Here is a 20,743-nt window from a genome sequence, read left to right as displayed (position 1 = left end):
CGGCTCGTTTAGGCCGGGAGCCCGGCGGACGGCGCTTCTTGCGAACATCGCGGCGCCCGAGCGAAAGGGTTCGACGACGGCTGTTTTTCGCCCTCCCCCATGCCGTTCGGCTTGCGGCAAAAAAAGAAGAAGGCGGTCGTCCCCGCCTTCTTTCTCCATTTCGCTTACGACAGGCCGAGCCGGCGTTCGATGCGATCGAGGCGGCTTTCCACCCGGTCGAGCCGGCGGTCGAGCCGTTCGACGGCCCGCTCAAGCCGTTCGATGCGCCGCGCCCAGTTGGCGAATGGCCCGCCTGGGTATCCGGGCCAAAATTGGCTGGCTGGCGGCTGTTGACGGTAATCATCCAACGTTGGGACATAATAGTAATATTCATTCATCGGCAAATCCCCCTTCTTGATGTTTCCTTCACAGTGTATGGGGGGAAGGCGGAAGCGGACTAGATGAACGCCTAATGAAGGCCATATTTTTAGGAGGGAGATTTGTGGAGCTGCGCATTGACAAGCTGCTCGCCCATATGGGGTATGGGACGAGGAAGGAAGTGAAAAAGCTGCTCAAGTCCGGAGCGGTGAAAGTGGACGGCGCGCCGGTTCGTGATGCGAAAACGAAAGTGCGGCCGGATGAGCAAATCGTGACCGTTTGGGGAGAAACGGTCGAGTACAAGCCATTCATTTACTTGATGATGAATAAGCCTTCGGGGGTCGTTTCCGCGACGGAAGATGCCGTGGAAGAGACGGTCGTCGATTTGCTTGAAGAAGAAGACCGGGCATTTTCCCCGTTTCCGGTCGGGCGGCTTGACAAAGATACGGAAGGGCTGCTGCTCTTGACGAATGACGGCCAGCTCGCCCATCAGCTGTTGTCGCCGAAAAAACACGTGCCGAAAACGTATTTTGCCGTCGTGGACGGGGAAGTGACGGAAGCGGATGTCGCGGCGTTTCAGCGCGGCGTCGTCCTTGATGACGGCTATGAAACAAAGCCGGCCAAGCTCGTTGTGTTGAAATCCGGCCTTCGTTCCGATGTCGAGGTGACGATCACCGAGGGGAAGTTCCATCAAGTGAAGCGGATGTTTCAAGCGGTCGGCAAGCGGGTCGTGTATTTAAAACGAATTCAAATGGGGCCGCTGCCGCTTGACCCGGATTTGGCCGTCGGCGAGTATCGGGAATTGACGGATGAAGAGGTGGGCATGTTGAAGCAATACCGGCCAGAGACGGACGAAAAAAAAGGAACCTGACGCGGTTCCTTTTTTATGGAAAAATAGTGGATATTCATCTGTGGAAAAATGGTTTGCGTTCATCTCTCATCTTGCCTACCCTATTGGCACCGGGTTTACGAAGAGATGCGCACTTTTTTGTTTGTGGTCGTCCATTTGCCCTTGCTTGGGCTGCGAACGAGATCGTTGTACATAAGCACGTTCAAGTCGCGCTGGATCGTTCGTGGGGTGGTGCCGAACTCATCAACAAGCTCTTGGGTCGTAACCGTTCCTTTTTCGCTAATGTACATATACACGGACTTGATGCGGGTAAGCATCCGATGTGTTGAAGGTTTCAAAAGACCACTCCCTATCTTAGCATCATTCGCATGGCACAACCGACCGCTAGCAGATGAGAGATGTCTTTGTCTGTTTACTACCATTGTACACGAAATGAGAGGGAAAATGCTACCCGGTTGCTTCTATTCACGAAAAATTTCAACATTTTGTCATGAAACGGAAATCGATTTGCAACGAATGAAACATTTTGACTTCCTGTTTTTGATATGATACGTTGGCAACAAAGGGTGTTGAATAAGGAAAGGAAGAATGGCGTTGAACATCGACTGGATGAACGAAGCGAAGAAACGAAAAGACGATCTTGTCCGCGACGTGCAAGCGCTTGTCCGCATTCCGAGCGTCCGCGAGGATCAGCAGGCGCAGCCGGGCGCGCCGTTTGGGCCCAAGGTGGCCCAGGCGCTTGAGCATATGCTTCGCCGCGGCCGGGAGGAAGGGTTTCGCGTCAAAAATGTGGACGGATTTGCTGGGCATATCGAAATGGGGCATGGGGAGAAACTTGTCGGCGTGCTCGGCCATATCGACGTCGTGCCGCCCGGGGACGGCTGGACGATGGATCCGTTTGCCGCTGAGGTGCGCGATGGCCGCCTTTACGGGCGCGGCGCGATCGATGACAAAGGGCCGACCGTCGCGGCGTTTTACGCGATGAAAATCATCCGTGAACTCGGGCTGCCGCTTGGCAAGCGGGTGCGGCTCATCATCGGGGGCGATGAGGAAAGCGACTGGCGGTGTGTGGAGCATTATTTTCGCCATGAGGAAATGCCGGATGTCGGATTTGCGCCGGATGCTGATTTTCCGATCATTTATGCTGAAAAAGGAATCATTGACGCCGATTTGTCGTACCGCCCGCCTAAATCGGCGGAGGCGGAAGGGCTCGCGCTTGCCTCATTCCAAGCCGGGCGCCGCTACAATATGGTGCCGGATGCGGCTGAAGCGGTGGTGGAAGGAGCGGGACGGACGGAGGAGCTGCTTGGCCTCTATGAACAGTTTTGCTGGGAGCGCGGCGTAAAGGGGAGCATCAGGCAAAGCGAAGGGGCCGTCGTCTTTCAATTGGAAGGGGTGTCCGCTCATGGCGCCGAGCCGGAGCGCGGCAAAAACGCCGGCGTCTATTTGGCGCAGTTTTTGGCGTCGCTTCCGCTCGATGGCCGAAGCCGGCCGTTCGTTCAGTTTGTGGCCTCCGCCTTTTTTGGCGATGCCCGCGGCCGGCGGCTTGGCCTTGCGTATCGGGACGAACAAAGCGGCGACTTGACGGTCAACGTCGGGGTGCTGTCGTATGACCGGCGGCATGGCGGAACGATTGGGCTGAACATCCGCTATCCGGTGACGGCCGACGGTGACGCGATCCGCCGGACGCTCGCCGGCGCTGCGGCTGAACATGGATTCGCGCTCAGCCGTTTCAGCGATACGAAGCCTCATTATATCGATCCGAGCCACGAGCTTGTCCGCACGCTTCAGCGCGTCTACGAAGAGCAGACGGGCGAGCCGGCCCGGCTTTTGGCCATCGGCGGCGGCACATACGCCCGCGCCTTGACCGCCGGGGTGGCGTTTGGCGCGTTGTTTCCGGGCCGTCCGGATGTCGCCCACCAGAAAGATGAGTATATCGAAATCGACGATTTGGTGAAAGCGACAGCCATTTACGCGCAGGCGATCTACGAGCTGGCGAAATAAACGGCGGTCCGCCGCCCCGGCGAAAAAAGAGAGCGGGGCGGGCGTTGTTTTAACGAAAGGGGGGGACGGGATGGAAGCGGCGTTCAAACGGGAGGCGGCGGTGCGAAAACAGGTGTTTCCGCTCTTTTATTTTCTCATCTTTTTTGCTTTTGGCGCGTTGTTTCCGCTTTTGTCCGTCTATTTGCAGGAAGAGGCGCGCCTTTCGGGGGCGGCGATCGGCTGGATCATGTCGCTTCCCCCGATCGTGACGATGGCGGCCCAGCCGCTTTGGGGCACGGCGGCCGATTATACGCGCAAACCGGTCGAACTGTTGACGCTGGCGCTCGGGGTGACAGCGCTGTTTGGGCTTCTTTATTCGCTGGCCGGAAACTACCGGGTGTTCGTCGCCTTGACCGTGCTGCTTTCGGCGGCGCAAAGCGCGATCGTTCCGCTCTCAGACAGCATCGCCCTTCATCATGTGCGCCGCTCGGGCGGAAACTACGGGGCGATTCGGCTTTGGGGGTCGATCGGGTTTGCCGCGTCGGTGTTGGTTGTCGGATGGCTGTCCGATCATGTCGCGTTTGCGGTCATTTTTTACGCCTTTTCGTTGGCGCTGTTGGCCGCGTCTGTTTTGGCCGCCCGCCTGCCGCGCTACCCGATGGCGGCGCCGGGGGCGTTGACGTTTCAGGATGTGCGCGGGCTGCTGTCCGTCCGCTCGTTTCAGCTCCTGCTTGTCGCAACATTTTTGCTGTTTGGTCCGATTTATGCCAACAATTCCTATTTCGGGCTGTTGATCCACGAGCTTGGCGGCACGCTGACCGGCATCGGCTTCGCCTTTTGGCTGGCTGCCGGAAGCGAAGCGCCGTTTATGAAAACGGCCGACCGGCTCATCCGCCGGTTCGGCATGACGCGCCTGCTCGTGTTGGCTGCGCTCGTGTCGGCCGCCCGCTGGTGGTCGTATGTCGCCGATCCGCCGCTTTGGTTTGTCTATATCACAGCGATCGTTCAAGGATGTTCGGTCGGGCTGGCAATTCCAACCGCCCTCCAGTATGTGCGCCGCTTGGCGCCCGAGCGGGTGCAGGCGACGGCCGTCGCCCTTTACTCGGCGACGAGCAGCGGACTTGGCGCGTGGTTTTGCACGTTGGTGGGCGGATATTTGTTTGAGCGTTGGCAGATCGGCGCTGTCTACGTGTTTTTTGGCGCTTGCACCATCGTTGGAGTGTTCGTGCTCATTTGGTTGGGGAAACTGGAAAAAACGACCAAATCGGCAGGTGAGAAAGGATGAAACGGAGTCATTATTTCATCGCTGTTCCGCTGACAGCCGAAGCGAAACAAGCCATCGCCCGTTTTTCGAGCAATGCGGCGCCGTCGCTGCCGTTTCGCACATGGGTGCATGAAGAGGACTATCATATCACCCTCGCGTTTTTAGGCGATGTGCCGCCGAAAAAAATGGCGCCGCTGTGCGAAGCGATGGCCGCCACCGCCGCCCGATGCGCCCCGTTTCCCCTCGTGCTTGCCGGGCTTGGGACGTTCGGGGAGCGGACGGCGCCGCGCATTTTTTGGCAAGGAGTCGAAATGGAAGAGCGGCTGCATGCGCTGCGGCGCGACGTGTATGAAGCGTGCATGAAGCTTGGGTTTTCCTTGGACCGGCGGCCGTTTGCCCCGCATATTACGATCGCTCGCAAATGGCAGGGAGCCGAACCGTTTCACCCGGATCGCCTCCGTTCGCTTGCCGCGGCCAAGGCGGTGTTTTCGGTGCCTGAGATCGTGCTGTATCGGACGAATATGGAACGGACGCCGAAGTACGAAGCGATCGCCGTGTTCCCGTTGCTTGGCGCGCCGATGAATGGCCGGAAATAGCAGGTGAAACAATGGGTCAGCTCGTTAAACTCATGGATTGCATTTCCCGCTACGAAACGGATGTGTACTATTATGTGCCGGAGTTCATCCGGCTGAAGCAGCGGCAATGGGAGCAGGCAAAAGCGCGGTGGCAAGCCGAACGAACGGCTGAGGCCAGCGGATGGCTTGAAACGGGCGAGACGTGGAATGCTTGGCTTGACAAACCGTCATGGTGGGAACGGCTGACGAAACGATGGCGCCGCCGTGCCGCGCTTACGGAAGAAGAGACGTTTTCTCTTGCGCCGATGGCTCGTCCGGCGGCTACTCTGGAGGAATTGAAACAGCAGTTTTTGGATGAGTTGTTCGAGTTGCAGCTGAAATGGGCGAGTTCCACGATGATGTACGTTTCCTCCCTCGATGAAGCCGTGTATGGCGATGAGACGTTGAAATATTTTTTGCAACGGTTTCCGGATACGCATTTATGCTTTTACCGGCCGGTGGCGATGGTCGGCAAGGCGCCGGTGGAGCTGGAGACGATGATGTTGACGCCATCCGCGCTCTGGTGCATTGCCTTCGTCGAAGGAAGGCCGGACAACATCGTCATGGCGTCAACCGGCCGGTTTTGGGTGGAACAGGCCGGAACGAACGAAACGAGGCTGGTCAACCCGGTCGTGTCGCTGCGGCGGACGGAGCAGATCGTTTCGGAGATTTTTCGCAAACATGAGGTCGATTGGCCGATCCACCTCGTGCTGTTAAACCGCTCCGGCTACATTGACAGCGGCGGTCTTTTTCCGTTTATCCGCTATATTGATAAGCGAAATTATGACGAGTGGTTTTCCCGCCTGCGCCGCTCCGCTCTCCCGCTTCGGCACGGGCAGCTGAAAGCGGCTGAGGCGCTGCTTCGCCATTGCGCCAGCTTTTACGACCGCCGCCATGACGGGAATATGAGCGGCGAGGAAGGGCAACAATAGAAACATCTGTGCATCGATAGGGCGACCGGCCGATGATTTGGCACCGCCCTTTTTCTTTTACGTATGATGGTATTAACGGGAGAAAAAAGGGGTGAACGCACATGCTTCACATCAGCCGAACGTTTGCCGCCTATTTGGACGAGATGGATCAAATCGTTGTGCTTGCGCCGAAATCGCTCGGCTTTGATGGAATGGCGCCGTTTACGCTCGTGGCGCCGAGCGGTGAGGAGATTCCGCTGTCCGTGCAGCACGTCGAGGATGTTGGGGAGACGGTGAAATATGTGTGCCGGTTTGCATCCGCGTTCGAGTTTGGAGCGACATACTGGGTGCGTTCTTGCCGCGGGGAGGAGACCGATGTTCAAATCGGCGCCGTTGTGCGCACTCCTGCATTTGATGATCGGTTTTTCTATGATGGACCGTTAGGAGCGGAGTATCTCAAAGAACAGACGGTATTTCGCGTATGGGCGCCGACCGCCACCGCGGTTAGCGTCAAGCTGGTTCATCCGCATCTCGACGAGATCCGCTGCGTGCCGCTTGTGCGCGGCGAACGCGGCGTATGGTCAGCCGTCGTCCCCGGCGATTGGGAGCGAGCGCGTTACACATATATCGCCTGCATCAACCGCGTATGGCGCGAGGCAGTGGACCCGTATGCGACCGCGGTTTCGGTCAATGGCGAGTTCGGCGTCGTGATCGACTGGGAGAAAACGAAGCTGGCGCCGCCCTCTTTGCCGCTTCCGCCGCTCTGTTCGCCGACGGATGCCATCATTTATGAGCTGAGCATCCGCGACTTTACCAGCCACCCGGACAGCGGCGCCGTCCATAAAGGGAAGTATCTCGGGCTGGCCGAAACGAACACGAGCGGGCCGAACGGGACGGCCACCGGGCTTTCGTATGTCAAAGAGCTGGGCGTCACCCATGTGCAGCTCATGCCGTTTATGGACTTTGCGGGCGTCGATGAGCGCGACCCACAAGCGGCTTACAACTGGGGATACAATCCCCTTCATCTATATGCGCCGGAAGGGAGTTATGCGACCGATCCAGCGGATCCATACGCGCGCATTGTAGAATTGAAGCAGGCGATCCACACGCTGCACGAAAATGGCTTGCGCGTCGTGATGGATGCGGTCTACAACCATGTCTATGACCGGGAGCAATCGCCGCTTGAGAAGCTCGTTCCCGGTTATTACTTCCGCTACGACGCCTATGGCCAACCGGCCAACGGCACCGGCGTCGGCAACGACATCGCTTCGGAGCGGCGGATGGCGCGCCGCTGGATCGTCGATTCGGTGGTGTTTTGGGCGAAAGAATATGGCATTGACGGGTTCCGCTTTGATTTGATGGGCGTGCACGATATCGAGACGATGAAAGCGGTGCGCGATGCCCTCGACGCCATCGATCCGTCGATCCTTGTGTATGGGGAAGGGTGGGATTTGCCGACGCCTCTTCCACCGGAACAAAAGGCGACGATGGCCAACGCCAAGCAGCTGCCGCGCTTCGCTTATTTCAATGACCGGTTTCGCGATGCGGTGAAAGGGAGCACCTTTCATTTGCCGGACCGTGGGTTCGCCCTCGGCAACCCAGGCGGGCGAGAACAGGTGAAGCTCGCCATTGCCGGGAGCTTGCGAGCGCTCGGCGGGCTGTTTTGCCACCCGCGTCAGTCAATCAATTACGTCGAATGTCATGACAACCATACGTTTTGGGATAAGATGGAGGCGGCCAACCATGATGAGCCGGAATGGCTCCGGCGAAAGCGGCAAAAGCTGGCGACGGCGATCGTTCTGTTGGCGCAAGGCATTCCGTTTTTGCACAGCGGCCAAGAGTTTTATCGGACGAAAGGCGGCGATGGGAACAGCTACCGATCGCCGGATGCGGTCAATCAGCTGGATTGGGAGCGGAAAAGCCGCTATGAAGACGACGTCCGCTACGTTCAAGGATTGATCGCCCTTCGCCGTGCGCATGGCGCATTTCGCCTCGCCACGGAGGCGGAAGTGCTGCGTCATTTCACGTTTCTTGAGCCGCTGCCGCCGTCGGTCATCGCCTACCGATTGCATGATGCCGCCGTCTATGGGCCTTGGGAGGACATCATCGTCGTGCATCATAACGAGGAGAAAGAGACAGCCATTGCGCTCCCCGACGAGCGCGAGTGGGCGGTTGTATGCGACGGACAGCGATGCGGGACAACGCCCTTTGGCCAAGCGCGCGGCATGCTTCGGCTTGACGGCATCGGCACATGGGTGCTCGTCCATCCTGCAGGGTGACCGCTCAGACGGCGCGCGGGGTTCGCCACAAGACCTTTGGAAGGCCGATGAAAAACGAGTATGTTCGCCAAGCCAATGGGGGTTGTCGGAAAGGAGAAGCCGATTTGGCAATCCTTCTGCACTTGAGAAAGACCGGCGTTGAGCAGGTTGTTTGTTTCAGTCGTCAGCCCTTTGTAAGAGCGGCTGCGCTCGTCTTTGGCGCACCCAATGAACGGTGTTCCAGTTGAGACGAAACGGGAAAGGGCGGCCGATCGGAGTGGGAGCCGCGGGGCACTTCCGCTTTGGCAGTTTTAAGCAGGGCGTTTGCCGAGAAAAATGTTTGCATGCCGGAGCGGTATTTCAGTATAATACAAGTAAAACGGACGGAGGAAGGACGCGGCCTGGCCGTCCTTTTTATTTGGGCGCGAGAAGCAAACGGAGATGTTTCTATTTTTAAGTCGCAGGTGAACACGCTTGGAACAGTTACTAGGTAAGGAGTGGGAGATCACTCCCGCTGGCGGCGCTACAGGGGATGCGTATTTTGCGGAATATGAAGGAAAGAAATTGTTTTTAAAGCGGAATTCTTCTCCGTTTCTGGCTGTATTGTCGGCCGAGGGCATCGTCCCGAAGCTTGTATGGACGAAACGGCTCGAAAACGGCGATGTGTTTACGGCCCAGCAATGGCTGAACGGCCGGGAGCTGAAGCCGTGGGAGATGGGAAGCGAGCAAGTGGCGGCGCTGCTAAGGAAAATCCATCGTTCAAAAGAGCTGGTGACGATGCTGAAGCGGCTCGGCAAATCTCCGCTGCGCGCGAAGAAAATGCTCGCTCTCCTCGCTGAGCAGCAGCGGCGTCATCCGGCCGGTGGTTCTGTCGTCTGTCAGGCGCTTGACTGGCTGGAGCAGCATGTGTCGTCATTGCCGGATGGCGAATATGTTGTCTGCCACTGTGACATCAACCATAACAATTGGCTGCTGGCCGATGATGGCACGTTGTACTTGATCGATTGGGACGGAGCGATGATCGCCGATCCGGCGATCGACATCGGCATGCTCCTTCATCTGTACATTCCGCGCGCCGAATGGAAGACGTGGCTCGACCAGTACGGATGGGCATGGAGCGAGGAGCTTGGCCTCCGCCTAAAGTGGTATACGATCGCTCATACGTTGCACTCGCTGTTTTGGCCGAAAGGGAAGGACGGCCAAAAAGAAAAGGAGCAGTCGCTTCGGTTATTGAAGCGCGTCATGGTAGAGAGTTGACCAAGCGAGGCCTCAGCGTCCGAACGGCCGGCGCCGGGGGCTGCGCGATCGCTGTGTTCGGCTGCCGCCGCGCCATTTGTTTCCGCTGCCGATGACGANGGCGCCGCGGTCAGGACAGCCCATTCACCCAGTCGGCGAGCTGGCCTTGGTGGGCGGAAATGTGGGCGTTTAAATCAGTGCTGTATTTCCCGCCTTGGCCATAAGCGTAAATATGGGGGAGAATTTGCTTGACTTGGCCGTCCACCTCATCGTTGGCGAGCAGCGATTTAGCGAGCCGTTCAATTTGTTCGCATTCGGACACCGTTCCGCAGCAATCGAGCTGATGTTCGGATAAAATGTCGCGAAGTACGGTCAATTGATGGTTATAGTTGAGCGGCATGCTGGTCACCATCCTTTCGCCAGGCTGTACGGTTTTATCATGCCCGGATCGAGCCGAGTTTATGATTCGAAACCGAAAAGACCCCCTGCTTCTACGCGTGAGCGTAGGCGGGAGAGCGTTCAAGCCCGGGCGTTTTTTCGCGTTTGCTTCTTTGGCGCGAGTGTGGTATCGTCAAACCAACAAACGGAAACAAGGCTGAGGTGTCAATATGCGTTTGCGCAACAAACCGTGGGCGAAAGACAAAATCGCCGCGTATCCGCAATACGTCATTCCCGATCCCGAAACAAAGCGCGGGCGATGGCGCGAGCTGTTCGGCCACGACCAACCGCTCCATGTCGAGATCGGGACGGGGAAAGGCAAATTTATCACGGAAATGGCCAAACTTCATCCGGATGTCAATTTCATCGGCATCGAGCTGTACCCGAGCGTGCTCGTGTCCGCGCTTGACAAACTGATCGAAAGCGGGCTCGCGAACGTCAAGCTGCTGAACGCCAATGCGAAAGATCTGACCGCGTTTTTTGCCGACGGGGAAGTGTCGCGCATTTATTTGAACTTTTCCGACCCATGGCCGAAAAAGCGGCACGAAAAGCGGCGGCTGACGTATCGGGACTTTTTGGCGCTCTATGACCGCATTTTGGCGGAAGACGGAGACATCCATTTGAAAACGGACAATCAATCGTTTTTCGAATACTCGCTTGTCAGTTTGTCGCAATATGGGTTTGTGCTCGCATCGGTCCAGCTCGACTTGCATCAAAGCGGCATGACGGACAATGTCATGACAGAGTATGAGGAAAAATTTTCTGCCAAAGGAAACCGCATTTACCGATGCGAGGCGGTGCGCCCGCCGCGGCGGTCGTCATAGGCCCGAACCGATTGGTCGGGTCTTTTTCTATTTCCGATTGATGGAGAAAATGGTACACTAGTGGAGGGGGGAGAGAGGAAATGGAACAGTTGCGAATTGGACAAGTCACATTGACATGGCTTCGGGGCGGCGTCACCCATCTTGACGGCGGGGCGATGTTTGGCGTCGTGCCGAAACCGCTTTGGTCGAAAAAATATCCGCCGAACGACAACAATCAAATCGAGCTGCGCACCGATCCGATTTTGGTGGAAGCCTATGGAAAACGGCTGCTCATTGAATCCGGCATCGGCAACGGCAAGCTGACCGACAAGCAAAAGCGCAACTTCGGCGTCACGGAAGAATCAGCGATTGATGAATCGCTTGCCAAGCTCGGGCTGACGCGGCGCGACATCGACATCGTCATCATGACCCATTTGCATTTTGACCATGCGTGCGGATTGACCGTTTGGGAAGACGGACGGCTCGTGCCGGCGTTTCCGCGCGCGGCGATCATCACCTCGGATGTCGAGTGGGAGGAAATGCGAAACCCGAACATCCGATCGCGCAATACGTATTGGAAAGAAAATTGGGAGCCGATCGCGGATCAAGTCGTTCCGTTTACAAAGGAAACGGAAGTCGTTCCTGGCATCCGCCTCGTCCATACCGGCGGGCATAGCGCCGGGCATGCGATCGTGCTCATCGAATCAGACGGGGAGATGGCCATTCATCTTGGCGATTTGCTTGGCACGCACGCCCATCAAAACGTCCTTTGGGTGATGGCGTACGACGATTACCCGATGGATTCGATTTTTGCCAAACAGCGATGGCTCCCGTACGGCGTAAAGCAAAATGCGTGGTTTACCTTCTACCATGATGCCTACTATCGGGCTGTGAAATGGCAGGAAGACGGGACGATGGCCGCCGCCGTGAAGCGGGAGCGGCCGCTATGACAGCGGCTTGGCGTCTACGATGGCTCCCGTGTAGGCGTTGATGAAAAACTCGTCATCCCCGTCGTCGCGGCAGACGCCGCCGCGGTATACGGTGTACGCCAGGCCGTTTTTCTCATACCGCTCCGGGGCGGATTGAATCCAGGAACCGCGGATGGCGCGCGGACCGCCAAGCGCGGCTTTCGCCAGCGCCAGCGCTTGTTCCGGGGCAAGGAGCGCCGGTTTGGAAGCGGAGCGAATGGCATAGACGACGGCCGCACCGACGGCGGCGCCGACGAGCCACTGTTTCCAAGCCATGTTTCTTTCCTCCTTTTCGCTTTGATACGGTTTAGTATAGCCGATTTTGGCGGAACATGTAAGAAGGACGGAAAGAAACGGAACGGTGAAATCGAACATAGAAAGGGAGACGCGTGATGAATAAGGACACGCTGCAATTATTCCAAACGTTGACCGAGCTTCCAGGCGCACCGGGTTATGAACATCCGGTGCGGCAGTTTATGCGCCAAGAGCTCGCGAAATACGCCGATGACATTGTGCAAGACCGCCTCGGGAGCCTTTTCGGCGTCAAACGCGGTGATGAGGCGGGCCCGACGGTGATGGTCGCCGGCCATATGGATGAAGTCGGATTTATGGTGACAGCGATCACGGATCACGGCATGATTCGTTTCCAGCCGCTAGGAGGCTGGTGGGATCAAGTGCTGCTCGCCCAGCGCGTGCAGATTATCACGGACGGAGGGCCGGTCATCGGCGTGATCGGGTCGATTCCGCCGCATTTGCTTGATGAGGAGCAGCGCAAAAAACCGATGGAGATCAAAAACATGTTGATTGACATCGGAGCGGAAAGCCGTGAAGATGCCGAACGAGTCGGCATTCGCCCCGGCCAGCCGATCGTGCCGGTCAGCCCGTTTACTTTGCTTGCCAACGGAAAAACCGTGATGGCAAAAGCGTGGGACAATCGGTTTGGCTGCGGATTGGCGATCGAGCTGTTAAAAGAGCTGAACGGCGAAACAGTGCCGAACGTCTTGTACGCAGGGGCGACCGTGCAGGAAGAGGTCGGGCTGCGTGGGGCCCAGACGGCGGCTTCGATGATCAACCCGGACATCTTTTTTGCCCTGGAAGCAAGCCCGGCCAACGATATGTCCGGCGACAAGCAGGCGTTCGGCCATATCGGCAAAGGAGCGCTCATCCGCTTGTACGACCGGACGATGATTACGCACCGCGGCATGCGCGAATTTGTGCTTGATACGGCGGAAACGATCGGCGTCCCGTACCAGTTTTTCATTTCCCCAGGCGGCGGAACCGACGCCGGGCGGGTGCATATCGCCAACCGCGGCGTGCCGTCGGCGGTGATCGGCATTTGCGCCCGCTACATTCATACGCATGCGTCGATCATTCATGTCGACGATTACGCGGCGGCCAAACAGCTCATCGTTGAGCTCGTCAAACGGTGCGACCGGACAACGGTCGAGACGATTCGCCAAAACAGCTGAGGAGAAGCGAGGGCTTCTCCTTTTCCATGACAAGGAGGGCACTGGATGAAAACTGTTGCGGTTGGAACGAACAACGAAGCGAAAATCGCCGCCGTTCGGGCGGTGCTTTCGGAAAAGGAATACCGCATTGTATCGCTTGAGGTGCCATCAGGCGTTTCCGCGCAGCCGCTGTCCGATGAGGAGACGCGGCTTGGCGCCATCGGGCGCGCCAAACGGGCGCTCGAAGCGGCGGAGGCGGACATCGGCATCGGATTGGAAGGCGGCGTGACGAAGATCGATGGGCAATGGTGGCTGTGCAACTGGGGGGCGCTCGCTGACCGAAACGGAGTGGTGGNGGCCGCCGCCGGCGCCCGCCTCGCCCTCCCGCCGGACGTCGGCACCGGCATCGAGGCGGGGCGCGAGCTCGGCGACGTGATGGAAGCGTACACCGGGCGGAGGAACGTTCGGCGGAAAGAAGGCGCGGTCGGCGTATTGACGAACGGGCGCGTTGACCGATCGGCGATGTTTTCCCACATCGTCGAGCTTTTGGCCGGTCAATATGAATGGCTTTGTCAAAACGGGTCGTTCCATGTATGATAAATAACGAACGGTCATGCCGATGATGGCGGGCGGCTGAATGAGCGGGCCGCGCGAGGATCTAGACCGAGCGGCTGGCAACGTCAAACGGTGGAAAACGCCGCACGGGCATGGCCTGGCATTGTCAACGCCGGATGCGCCTTTGGCCAAGTCCCGGCCGAAAGAGGGAAACGGAAGGCACGGCCGCCGGCAAAACAAGGAGGAACACGAATGAACAGCCGGCAAATGTATGAGAAGATTAAAGAGCGCCTCGTCGCCCACCGGCACTGGACGTTTCGCTTTGACGCCAAGCAAGACGCGATGCGCGTCGAAGACCGCCGCACGAAAAAAGGCGTCACGATCTCGCTTCCCGGCGTGATCGCCAAATGGCACGAACAAAAAGATGAGGCGGTGCGCGAAGTCGTTTATTATGTAGAGGAAACGTTGAAAACGATGGAGGAAGACGCGGCGCTTTCCGGCAACGAGCGAAACATTTATCCCGTCATTCGCTCGGCGTCGTTTCCGACGGAGACGAAAGAAGGCATTCCGTTGCTGTTTGATGATCATACAGCCGAAACGCGCATTTACTATGCGCTCGACCTAGGCAAAACGTATCGCTTGATTGATGAGCGCATGCTGGAGAAAGACAAATGGAGCCGCGAGCGGGTGAAGGAAATCGCCCGTTTCAACGTTCGGTCGCTGCCGACGCCGGTGAAAGAGGACCGGGTGGCGGACAACGTGTTTTATTTTGTGAACACCAATGACGGGTATGATGCGAGCCGCATTTTAAACGAATCGTTTTTGGCCGGCATGCGGGCGCGCGTGGAAGGAACGATGGCCGTCGCTGTTCCGCATCAAGATGTGCTCATCATCGCTGATGTCCGCAACGACATCGGTTATGACGTGCTCGCGCAAATGACGATGAGCTTTTTTGCCGGCGGCCGCGTGCCGATCACGGCGCTGTCGTTTTTATACGAAAATGGGAAACTTGAACCGATTTTTATTTTAGGAAAAAAACGGAGAACGTAGCGGCAAGGAGGAATGAAGCGATGAACGTGTTTTACAACCGAGAAGGGGTCGGCGACGTGCTGCTCGTGTCGCTGAAACCGGCGGCGGATGAGGAACGGACGTTTGTCAGACAAGGCGATGTCGTCCGCATCATGTCCGAACGGACGGGCGAGACGGTCGGCTATAACATTTTTTCCGCGTCTTCGTACTATCCGTTTTCCGGCAACGGTCCGCTGGAAGTGAATGAGGAGCTCGTCGGCGTCATCAACGACATCTTGGCGAAAAACGGTTTTGACGAACCGATCGAAGCTGACTTGTCGCCGAAGTTTGTCGTCGGATATGTGAAAGAGAAAACGAAGCATCCGAACGCCGATAAATTGAGCGTCTGCCAAGTCGATGTCGGCGGTGAGGTGCTGCAAATCGTCTGCGGAGCGCCGAACGTCGCCGAAGGGCAAAAAGTCGTCGTCGCCAAAATCGGCGCCGTGATGCCAAACGGCCTCGTCATTCAAGAAAGCGAGCTGCGCGGCGTCCGGTCATCCGGCATGATTTGTTCGGCCCGCGAGCTTGGGCTGCCAAACGCCCCGCAGGAGAAAGGCATTTTGGTGCTGTCCGATGAGTATGAGGTCGGCCAGCCGTTCGTTTTTTGACGTTCCGACGGGCGGTGCAGACGGATTCCGACTGTTGTTTCGCCACTGGAACGACGCCAGTGGCGTTTTTTCCGACAATGAAGGCAAAGAAAGAGTGACGTGATGGATGAAATTTTGGAAACGATGGCTTCGTTTTCTCACGAGCGACGAGGAAGAGGAAGGGAACGAGCAGCGAGCGAATTCCCGGCTGTCGGCCGGCATGCCCGAACGCGGCGCGGTGAATGTCATTTACCAATATCCGCAAGGCCGCTTCCGCTTTCCGTTGATTCCGGATGACCAGCCGGGTGAAAATCAGGAAAGGCCGAGGCGGGAGAAAAGCGAGGCATCCCGGCCGCTGCCGAGTCGGCGCCCGTCAGCTGGCGTTTCAAGGGAAATAGCGGAAAAACGGCCGTTCCGCCCGTCCGATGTGCCATCCCCGGTTTTTGGATATGATCGGAATCGGGGGAAACAGCGGCAACGAGCGGATGAACCCGAGCTGACCGGTGCGGGGGACATAGAGAATCGGAGCGATGAGGCGGTTCGGGAAGAGGCCCTCCGCGGAGAAGCGACACGGCGAGACGCGCGAGAGGGCACGGAAAGCCGGGCGGCTGAACCGCCAAAAGAAGAGGCGCCTTTGGCCAAGGGGGCAGAGGAATGGAACGAAGACGCGAGCGGAGCGATGCCCGCGGCTGTTATGGAAACGGAAGGAAAACATGAGCTGGCGCCGGCGGCAGGGCAGGAAGAACATGATGCCGAGGCGGATGAAAAGAAAGGGCAGGAGCTGGACGAACGAGGCAACGAACGCGCGCCGCACGCAACAGACGGCGGCTTGGAGAGCGAAGGACGAGGGGTGCCGTCACAGATGAGGAATGGAGACGGAGGGAGCGCTTCTTCGACAGAACAGCGGGAGACGACCCCAGATCGCGAAATCCGTCACTCGGCGGCGCCCGCGGGCCGGGAGGAGGCTTCCCGCCCCGAACGAACGCGCATCCCGTATAATGTGATCATGTTAAAGCAAGATTGGCGCAAACTCGAAGAAAAGGCGGCGAATCGATCGAACGGCTGCGTACTGCCGCCATTGGCGCTTCTTGAACCGCCCGAGAAAGCGGCCGAACGCGACGAGCAGTGGCTTCGCGACCAATGCCAGCGTTTGGACCGGACGTTTGCGAGCTTCCATATCGGCGCCAAAGTCGTTGGGGCGACGCAAGGACCGACGGTGACGCGGTTTGAAGTGCAGCCGGATTTAGGAGTGAAAGTGAGCAAGATTACGAGTTTAATCGATGATATCAAACTCAGTCTGGCGGCGAAAGATATTCGCATCGAGGCGCCGATCCCGGGAAAACGGACGATTGGCATTGAAGTGCCGAACCGAACGAGCCGTCCGGTGCGCCTGCGGGAAATTTTAGAAAGCGAAGCGTTCCGTAAAAGCCCATCGCCGCTTACCGTGGCGCTTGGGCTTGACATTAGCGGTGCGCCGGTCGTGACTGACATCCGAAAAATGCCGCATGGGCTGATCGCCGGGGCGACCGGGTCGGGAAAAAGCGTATGCATGAACGCGATGCTTATCAGCATGTTGTATAAAGCAGCGCCGCACGAAGTGAAATGGCTGCTCATTGATCCAAAAATGGTCGAACTGGCGCCGTACAACGGGCTGCCGCATTTGCTCAGCCCGGTGATCACCGAGGCGAAGGCGGCGGCGGGGGCGCTCAAGTGGGCGGTCGGCGAAATGGAACGGCGGTATGAACAGTTTGTCCACGCCGGCGTGCGCGATATTGAAAAGTATAACGCCCATCTTCGCGAACGCGGAAGCAGCGAGCCGCCGCTGCCGTACATCGTCATCGTCATTGATGAGCTAGCGGACCTCATGATGGCCGCTCCAGCCGATGTCGAAGAATCGATTTGCCGGCTGGCGCAAAAAGCGCGGGCGTGCGGCATCCATCTGCTGATCGCGACGCAGCGGCCGTCGGTCGATGTCCTCACGGGATTGATCAAGGCGAACATTCCGACGCGCATTGCGTTTTCCGTCTCCTCCCAAGTCGATTCGCGCACCATTTTAGATGTGAATGGGGCTGAGCGGCTGCTTGGGCGCGGCGATATGCTGTTTTTGGAAAATGGTTCGGCCAAGCCGGTGCGGCTGCAAGGCTGCTTTATTTCTGATGAGGAAATCGAGCGGGTGGCAGCGCACGTGAAAGAGAAGCAAGGCCCATCCTATCTGTTTGATCCGGACGATTTTCGGCAAACGGCGTCGATGGGCGGCGAGGATGACGAACTGTTCGAGGAGGCGTGCCGGTTTGTCATCGCCCAAGGAGGGGCGTCGACATCGAGCCTGCAGCGTCATTTCCGCATCGGCTACAACCGCGCTGCCCGGTTGATCGAGATGATGGAGGAACGAGGGTTGATTTCGGAGGCGCGCGGCAGCAAACCGCGCGATGTGTTGATGAGCGAGGATGAGTGGGAGCGCTGGCGCGAGCAGAACAGCTGAGGGCGGGCGGCCTCCTTTGGGCGGGCGGTAGTGTTTTGCCTCCTTGCGTGCTATAATGGGGAAATGAATGGTGCACCGCAATGAGAGAAATGGCAAAACGAGATGGATATCATATACTGTCTTACAGAGAGACGATGGTTGGAGGGCTTAACGATGACAGCTTACCATTTTGTAGGCATTAAAGGCACGGGGATGAGCGCGCTCGCGCAAGTGCTTCATGACCTTGGCTATACGGTGCAAGGGTCGGATGTAGAGAAATGGTTTTTCACGCAAAAGGCGCTTGAAGAGCGGGGAATCCCGGTGCTGCCTTTTTCGAAAGACAATATTCGTCCAGGTTATACGGTCATTGCCGGCAACGCATTTCCGGATACGCATGAGGAAATCGAGGCGGCCCGTCAGCTTGGTGTGCCTGTCATTCGTTACCATCGCTTTTTAGGCCAGCTGGCAGGCAAGTTTACGAGCATCGCGGTGACCGGTTCGCATGGAAAGACGACGACGACGGGGTTGCTTGCCCATGTGATGCAAGGAGCCCATCCAACGTCCTATTTGATCGGAGACGGCACGGGAAAAGGAGAGCCAGGGAGCAAATACTTTGTGTTTGAAGCGTGCGAATACCGCCGGCACTTCCTTTCCTACTTTCCAGATTATGCGATCATGACAAATATTGACTTTGATCACCCGGATTATTTTGCCAATGTCGACGATGTGTTTTCCGCTTTCCAGCAAATGGCGAATCAAGTGAAAAAAGCGATCGTCGCCTGCGGGGATGATCCGTATTTGCCGAACATTCAGGCGAAAGTGCCGATTTTGTTTTATGGATTCGGCGAAGAAAACGATTTTCAGGCGCGCAATATCGTCAAGACGACGGAAGGGATGGCGTTTGATGTGTTCGTGCGCAACACATTTTTCGCTTCGTTTGCCATTCCGCGCTTCGGCACTCATAACGTATTGAATGCTCTCGCCGTGATCGCCCTCTGCCACTACGAAGGGGTGGATGCGGGCACGATCGCCAAGCGGCTGCAAACGTTCCAAGGCGTGAAGCGCCGCTTCAGTGAAAAAACGGTCGGGCGCCAAGTGCTGATCGATGATTACGCGCATCATCCACGCGAAATTACGGCGACATTGGAGGCGGCAAGGCAAAAATATCCGGGGCGCGAAGTGGTGGCGATTTTTCAGCCGCATACGTATACGCGGACGCAGACGTTTTTGCGCGAGTTTGCCGAAAGTTTGCTGCAAGCGGACCACGTGTATTTGTGCGACATTTTCGGCTCGGCGCGCGAACATGAGGGCAAGCTGACGATCCGTGATTTGCAGGCGCAAATTCCGCGTTCCCAGCTGCTTGAGGAACAAAACGTAGCCGTGTTGAAGCAGCATCAAGACGCGGTGTTGGTGTTCATGGGCGCCGGCGACATTCAAAAGTTTCAACAAGCGTACGAACGGGCCGTTCTTTCCGCCTGACGGCCGACAGGGAACGGGCTGTGATGAAGATGGCCCGTTTTTTCCTGTTTCAAAAAGGAAGCCGTCTTTTCTATGTCGAAGTTTGAAAGCGGGAAAAGATGGGTACAAAGGGAATGAAACGTTCGAATGGGCAAGGAGGGAATCGGGTGGAATGGCTTTTGTATGGAAGCGTGGCGCTCATCGCGCTTGCTTTTTTGCTGCTTGTTGTTTACATAGCCAGGACGCTCATCGTTTTGCAGGAAACGCTGCGCCGGCTGACGGCGGCGATCGACCATGCCGATGAGCAAGTGCAAACGGTGGCGAAAGAAGTTCGTGAACTTCTCCATACGGCCAACGGCATCGCCAGCGATGTGCAAAAAAAAGTAGAAACGCTAAATGGCGCAATCGAAGCGGTCGGAGAGATCGGCGGCACGATTCGTTCGCTCAACCGCGCGCTTCGGCAGGCGGCTGCCGGTTTGTCGGCGCGGGCGGGCCTGGGGCAAGGAAAATGGGGCAAGGCGTTGCGCTGGACAAATGTTTTGCTCGATTTACGGGAAAAATGGAGAAAAAACAATCGTTAAAGGAGCATTCCCGTTCAACATTTCTAGAGGGAGGGTGTATCGAATGGCGAAAAATAACGGTGGATTTTTGCTTGGCGCGCTGGTCGGCGGCATCGCCGGCGCGGCTGCTGCGTTGTTTTTGACGAGCGAAAAAGGGCGGAAATGGCTGGCCGAGTGGAGCAACGATGAAACGTGGGAGCCGGTGAAAACAACGGCTGTCGAATGGTTGGAAACGGCGAAAGAGAAAACGAAGGAAATCGCCAACTTCATCCCGTTGAAATCCACGACGGCGCCAGCCGGCGGGGAAAACGATGGAGAGGAAGCCAAGGAGGCGACGATTCCGATTCCGCCATCCGCCGGGCCAGCCGACCGGGAAACGCTGCAAAAGCTGCTTGAGGAAGCCGAGGCGGCGCTTGATGACGCCGAGCAAAGCATCACGTCGCGAAAAGAAACGGAGTGAAGGCGATGGGAATGGAGAAGCTGGAGACGATCGAACAGTTTGACCGCGTCATGAAGGAAACGGAGCGTTTTTTGTTCGTCAAGCATAGCCTCACCTGCCCGATCAGTCAAGCGGCGTTTGGCGAATGCGAGAAGTTCGCCGCAGACCATCCAGAGCTGGCGGTGTATTGCCTGTACGTCCAAGAGGCGCGGCCGCTCTCCAACTATATCGCCGAAACGACCGGGGTGAAACACGAGTCGCCGCAAGTGCTGCTGTTTGAAAACGGCCGCGTCGTCTGGCATGCGTCCCATTGGGCCATTACGTATGGCGCGCTCTCGGAGCATGTCGGCGCTTGACCGTCCGCCTTTACTGCGGGCGGTTTTTTGCACACTTTTTACTTTATCGCTTAAAAGCGTTTAATCAAAAAAGCATTTTTTTCGTGACAACGATAGCTCCATCGATTATAATAAACACTAATTAAACGA

General features: G+C 57.3%; 22 protein-coding genes and 1 pseudogene. 19 read left to right on the top strand and 4 right to left on the bottom strand.

Annotated features, from left to right (window positions below; genetic code table 11):
* Nucleotides 1-164: 164 nt before the first annotated feature.
* Nucleotides 165-377 (bottom strand): hypothetical protein, encoded by a 213-nt coding sequence (locus VU18_RS12380; protein ID WP_011232307.1) that lies wholly within the window; start codon nt 375-377, stop codon nt 165-167.
* Between the two features lie 104 nt (nt 378-481).
* On the opposite strand from VU18_RS12380, the gene VU18_RS12375 reads away from it, so the two are divergent.
* Entirely contained in the window at nt 482-1,228 is a 747-nt protein-coding gene (locus tag VU18_RS12375) for a pseudouridine synthase (protein ID WP_011232306.1), read from the top strand.
* 95 nt (nt 1,229-1,323) lie between these two features.
* Here the strand turns inward: VU18_RS12375 and VU18_RS12370 are convergent, their stop codons facing one another.
* Nucleotides 1,324-1,545, bottom strand: a complete 222-nt coding sequence (locus VU18_RS12370; RefSeq protein ID WP_008880936.1) for a DeoR family transcriptional regulator — start codon at nt 1,543-1,545, stop codon at nt 1,324-1,326.
* 250 nt (nt 1,546-1,795) lie between these two features.
* On the opposite strand from VU18_RS12370, the gene pepV reads away from it, so the two are divergent.
* The 6 genes from pepV (at nt 1,796) to VU18_RS12340 (ending at nt 9,494) form a co-directional block, all read left to right on the top strand.
* Nucleotides 1,796-3,211, top strand: a complete 1,416-nt coding sequence (pepV, locus tag VU18_RS12365; protein ID WP_081130533.1) for a dipeptidase PepV — start codon at nt 1,796-1,798, stop codon at nt 3,209-3,211.
* Between the two features lie 70 nt (nt 3,212-3,281).
* Complete coding sequence (gene malA, locus VU18_RS12360; RefSeq protein WP_025039245.1) at nt 3,282-4,475, top strand: maltose permease; 1,194 nt, start codon at nt 3,282-3,284, stop codon at nt 4,473-4,475.
* Nucleotides 4,472-5,050, top strand: coding sequence for an RNA 2',3'-cyclic phosphodiesterase (thpR, locus tag VU18_RS12355; protein WP_011232303.1), 579 nt, complete (start codon nt 4,472-4,474; stop codon nt 5,048-5,050). The genes malA and thpR overlap by 4 nt, the downstream gene beginning before the upstream one ends.
* 11 nt (nt 5,051-5,061) lie before the next feature.
* Nucleotides 5,062-6,000: a hypothetical protein gene (locus tag VU18_RS12350; protein ID WP_014196578.1), complete on the top strand. Its 939-nt coding sequence runs from the start codon at nt 5,062-5,064 to the stop codon at nt 5,998-6,000.
* Between the two features lie 101 nt (nt 6,001-6,101).
* A complete protein-coding gene (gene pulA / locus VU18_RS12345; RefSeq protein ID WP_011232301.1) occupies nt 6,102-8,258 on the top strand; it encodes a type I pullulanase in 2,157 nt (718 codons plus the stop codon).
* Nucleotides 8,259-8,711: 453 nt separating this feature from the next.
* Nucleotides 8,712-9,494: a phosphotransferase family protein gene (locus VU18_RS12340; RefSeq protein ID WP_014196576.1), complete on the top strand. Its 783-nt coding sequence runs from the start codon at nt 8,712-8,714 to the stop codon at nt 9,492-9,494.
* A gap of 109 nt (nt 9,495-9,603) precedes the next feature.
* Here VU18_RS12340 and VU18_RS12335 read toward each other — a convergent pair whose 3' ends face one another.
* Nucleotides 9,604-9,873, bottom strand: a complete 270-nt coding sequence (locus VU18_RS12335; RefSeq protein WP_011232298.1) for a YtzH-like family protein — start codon at nt 9,871-9,873, stop codon at nt 9,604-9,606.
* Nucleotides 9,874-10,081: 208 nt separating this feature from the next.
* Between VU18_RS12335 and trmB the strand changes: the two genes are divergently transcribed.
* On the top strand, nt 10,082-10,735 hold the full coding sequence (gene trmB, locus VU18_RS12330; RefSeq protein WP_011232297.1) for a tRNA (guanosine(46)-N7)-methyltransferase TrmB: 654 nt from the start codon (nt 10,082-10,084) through the stop codon (nt 10,733-10,735).
* Between the two features lie 80 nt (nt 10,736-10,815).
* Nucleotides 10,816-11,664, top strand: a complete 849-nt coding sequence (locus VU18_RS12325) for an MBL fold metallo-hydrolase (RefSeq protein ID WP_015375642.1) — start codon at nt 10,816-10,818, stop codon at nt 11,662-11,664.
* On the opposite strand, the gene VU18_RS12320 is transcribed toward VU18_RS12325, so the two are convergent.
* Nucleotides 11,659-11,958 carry a PepSY domain-containing protein gene (locus tag VU18_RS12320; RefSeq protein ID WP_011232295.1) on the bottom strand — a complete coding sequence of 100 codons (300 nt, stop codon included), beginning with the start codon at nt 11,956-11,958 and terminating at the stop codon, nt 11,659-11,661. The genes VU18_RS12325 and VU18_RS12320 overlap by 6 nt on opposite strands.
* 116 nt (nt 11,959-12,074) lie before the next feature.
* On the opposite strand from VU18_RS12320, the gene VU18_RS12315 reads away from it, so the two are divergent.
* The 10 genes and pseudogenes from VU18_RS12315 to ytxJ all read left to right on the top strand — a co-directional run bounded on the left by VU18_RS12315 (nt 12,075) and on the right by ytxJ (nt 20,614).
* Nucleotides 12,075-13,151: a M42 family metallopeptidase gene (locus tag VU18_RS12315; RefSeq protein ID WP_011232294.1), complete on the top strand. Its 1,077-nt coding sequence runs from the start codon at nt 12,075-12,077 to the stop codon at nt 13,149-13,151.
* A gap of 45 nt (nt 13,152-13,196) precedes the next feature.
* Nucleotides 13,197-13,485: pseudogene (locus tag VU18_RS20355) on the top strand (DUF84 family protein); the annotation flags it as partial.
* Between the two features lies 1 nt (nt 13,486).
* On the top strand, nt 13,487-13,727 hold a 241-nt coding region (locus VU18_RS20350; RefSeq protein ID WP_236687384.1), incomplete at its 5' end, for a DUF84 family protein.
* Between the two features lie 210 nt (nt 13,728-13,937).
* Nucleotides 13,938-14,735 carry a DUF1444 domain-containing protein gene (locus tag VU18_RS12305; RefSeq protein WP_011232292.1) on the top strand — a complete coding sequence of 266 codons (798 nt, stop codon included), beginning with the start codon at nt 13,938-13,940 and terminating at the stop codon, nt 14,733-14,735.
* A gap of 20 nt (nt 14,736-14,755) precedes the next feature.
* A complete protein-coding gene (ytpR, locus tag VU18_RS12300; RefSeq protein ID WP_013144448.1) occupies nt 14,756-15,361 on the top strand; it encodes a YtpR family tRNA-binding protein in 606 nt (201 codons plus the stop codon).
* 106 nt (nt 15,362-15,467) lie between these two features.
* Nucleotides 15,468-17,822, top strand: a complete 2,355-nt coding sequence (locus VU18_RS12295; RefSeq protein ID WP_011232290.1) for a DNA translocase FtsK — start codon at nt 15,468-15,470, stop codon at nt 17,820-17,822.
* Between the two features lie 153 nt (nt 17,823-17,975).
* Nucleotides 17,976-19,280: a UDP-N-acetylmuramate--L-alanine ligase gene (gene murC, locus VU18_RS12290; RefSeq protein WP_011232289.1), complete on the top strand. Its 1,305-nt coding sequence runs from the start codon at nt 17,976-17,978 to the stop codon at nt 19,278-19,280.
* Nucleotides 19,281-19,426: 146 nt separating this feature from the next.
* The gene (locus tag VU18_RS12285; RefSeq protein WP_011232288.1) at nt 19,427-19,840 is read left to right on the top strand and encodes a DUF948 domain-containing protein; all 414 of its coding nucleotides are present in this window, start codon (nt 19,427-19,429) and stop codon (nt 19,838-19,840) included.
* Between the two features lie 43 nt (nt 19,841-19,883).
* The gene (locus VU18_RS12280; RefSeq protein ID WP_011232287.1) at nt 19,884-20,279 is read left to right on the top strand and encodes a hypothetical protein; all 396 of its coding nucleotides are present in this window, start codon (nt 19,884-19,886) and stop codon (nt 20,277-20,279) included.
* A 5-nt stretch (nt 20,280-20,284) separates the two neighbouring features.
* Complete coding sequence (gene ytxJ, locus VU18_RS12275; protein ID WP_011232286.1) at nt 20,285-20,614, top strand: bacillithiol system redox-active protein YtxJ; 330 nt, start codon at nt 20,285-20,287, stop codon at nt 20,612-20,614.
* The last annotated feature ends 129 nt before the right edge of the window (nt 20,615-20,743 follow it).

This window comes from Geobacillus sp. ZGt-1, assembly GCF_001026865.1.
In the GTDB taxonomy this organism is placed as follows: Bacteria; Bacillota; Bacilli; order Bacillales; family Anoxybacillaceae; genus Geobacillus; species Geobacillus thermoleovorans.
Note: the sequence above shows the minus strand (reverse complement) of the source record. Positions and strands in the feature narration are given on the sequence as shown.